1 protein-coding gene and 2 pseudogenes are annotated in these 2303 nt (G+C 58.4%); all 3 read right to left on the bottom strand.

Going from position 1 to position 2303, the window contains the following annotated elements:
- Nucleotides 1-131: 131 nt before the first annotated feature.
- The 3 genes and pseudogenes from tnpC to ACLRGG_RS17220 all read right to left on the bottom strand — a co-directional run bounded on the left by tnpC (nt 132) and on the right by ACLRGG_RS17220 (nt 2218).
- A pseudogene (tnpC, locus tag ACLRGG_RS17230) lies at nt 132-1524 on the bottom strand (IS66 family transposase).
- Nucleotides 1525-1673: 149 nt separating this feature from the next.
- Nucleotides 1674-1817, bottom strand: a pseudogene (gene tnpB, locus ACLRGG_RS17225) (IS66 family insertion sequence element accessory protein TnpB); the annotation flags it as partial.
- Nucleotides 1814-2218: a transposase gene (locus ACLRGG_RS17220; protein ID WP_416250924.1), complete on the bottom strand. Its 405-nt coding sequence runs from the start codon at nt 2216-2218 to the stop codon at nt 1814-1816. The gene ACLRGG_RS17220 and the pseudogene tnpB, both read right to left, overlap by 4 nt.
- Nucleotides 2219-2303 lie beyond the last annotated feature (85 nt).

Genomic DNA, 2303 nt, shown 5'->3' with positions numbered 1-2303 from the left:
CCCCCCCCTCCAAAAAAAAAAACCCCACCCTAGATATGAGAACCAGTCTCGTGGGCTCGGAGATGTGTATAAGAGACAGCGTTTGAGATTATCGGTAAGCGTCCAGCGAGAACCGTATTGACGTAAGAGGGTTATTCCACTGGCAGAGCGATACGCCACGGCAGCAGTTCGCTGACCCGGTTTACCGGCCAGTCAGCTATCACGTCAAGAACATGTCGAAGATAGCGCTCCGGATCCATACCGTTCAGTTTGCACGTCCCGATAAGACTGTACACCAGCGCACCGCGCTCTCCACCATGATCTGAGCCGAAGAACAGCCAGTTTTTTCTCCCCACACTCACCAGCCGCAGGGCGTTTTCAGCGATGTTATTATCCGCTTCCACCCAGCCGTCTTCTGCATACCTGCTCAGGGCCGGCCACTGGTTCAGCGCATACGCGAACGCCTTCGACAGCTCTGAGTGCCCCGAGAGGGTTTTCTGTTTCTCACGCAGCCATCCTTCCAGTGACGTCAACACCGGTAGCGCTTTTTCCTGTCGTGCTGCCCGCCTTTCCGCTGCGTTTTTGCCCCTGATGTCCGCCTCGATGGCATACAGTTTTCCGATGCGTTTCAGGGCTTCTTCCGTCAGGACTGATGGCGTGCGGACGTGCACATCGTGGATTTTTCTCCGGGCATGCGCCCAGCAGGCGGCTTCCTTTATATGCCCTTCCCGGTAGAGCTCGTTGAACCCGGCGCAGGCGTCACCCTGCAGTACACCGCTGAAGCCGGCAGGATGGCTCTGCGGGTGTAGGCCTTTTCTGTCCGGGCTGTAAGCGAACCACGCCGCCGGGGGTAACACTGAGCCTGCATTGCGGTCGTCACGCACATACGTCCATAACCGCCCGGTCTTCGTCTTTTTGTTGCCCGGCAGCAGCACCGGCACCGGCGTGTCATCGGCGTGCAGCTTGCCGTCCGTCAGCACGTAGCGCTGCAGGGCCTCTTCCAGCGGCGACAGCAGCCGGCAGCACGCGTCCACCCAGCCCGACAGCACAGAACGGCTCAGCTCCACACCCTGCCGCGCATAGATTTCTGACTGACGATATNNTAACCCGGAAGGCGCTGCGCATCAGCTCCAGCTGTTCGGCCGTATCTTCCCCCAGGTACGACAGCGTGCCGCCGCAGTCCGGGCAGCAGGACGCAGCCGGCAACAGCCGCCTCTCGTCACGGGGAAGGGATTCAGGGAAGGGTTTACGGGTCCGGGTCTGGCGAAGTGGCCGCTGGACCGCCGCATCATCCACCCGGCCTGTCAGCGCATCGCTTTCCATCTGAAGCCGGTTCAGGTCTGCTTCCATCTGTGCGATACGGCGGGCCACTTTTTCTGAACGGCGGCCGAAGTGCATCCGGCGCAGCTTATCCAGTTGCGCCTGCAGGTGGTCGATTTCGCGTTCCCGGTTGCTCAGCTTTTCCTGCAGGGCATGGATCAGCGCCTCCTGTTCGGCAAGAAGACGTCTGAGTTCATTAATATCGTCAGGCGGCGGGCTGTTCATACCGGGTATATTACCAGGCCGATCCACCCGCGACCAGGATAAATTGGCTTACAGCATAGTCAGGGACGTCAGCAGGCGTTTTGGCTGTCGCCAGTCGATGCCCTCCATCAGCATCGCCAGCTGTGCCGGCGTGAGGAACACCTTTCCNNTCCCCGGAAGATGAAGACGTGTCCGGACATAGGGTCGTCTTTCAACGCCGTCTGTACCTTTGCGGCCAGCCCGTTGAAGCCGTTGCGCATATCGGTGATACCGGCAACCAGCCAGATTTTTGTGCCGGAAGGCAGCCCGATCACGGAGCGCTTCCTTTCATAATTTCCCGCAGTACGAGGCGCATCAACTCCGCAGAAGGGTTATGCAACGTGATGTCACCCTGACGCAGTCGGGCGTGACAGACGATATCCTGCGAACCGGCGGATGTGACAGCGGGCGGAAAATCCGACACTGTCGTTGTCAGCTGAACAGGTAAAAGTGCGGGAGATGAGGTTTTACGGTACTTGCGTCGGGGCCGGGATACCTGACCTTCGCGCTGCCAGAGGCGCACCCATTTGAAGAGCAAATTATCGTTAACATCGTACTGACGGGCAAGCGCAGCAACGCTGTTACCTTCGTTGCTGGCCTTAACGGCCATCCTGACCAGTTTCAGCTTCAGTTCAGGGGAATACTGCTTACGGGAACGTCGTTGTTGGGTACTCACGAAGGTGTCCACCTGCAAAAATAAGTGGACACCTGAATTACAGAACCTGATGAAATAAACCAGACGGTGCTGACTGGACGCTTAC

Origin of the sequence: Erwinia sp. PPS120, from assembly GCF_047918655.1 — a bacterium.
Taxonomy (GTDB): domain Bacteria; phylum Pseudomonadota; class Gammaproteobacteria; order Enterobacterales; family Enterobacteriaceae; genus Erwinia; species Erwinia tasmaniensis_A.
The sequence above is the reverse complement of the archived record's forward strand: the minus strand, read 5'-3'. Positions and strand labels throughout refer to the sequence as shown.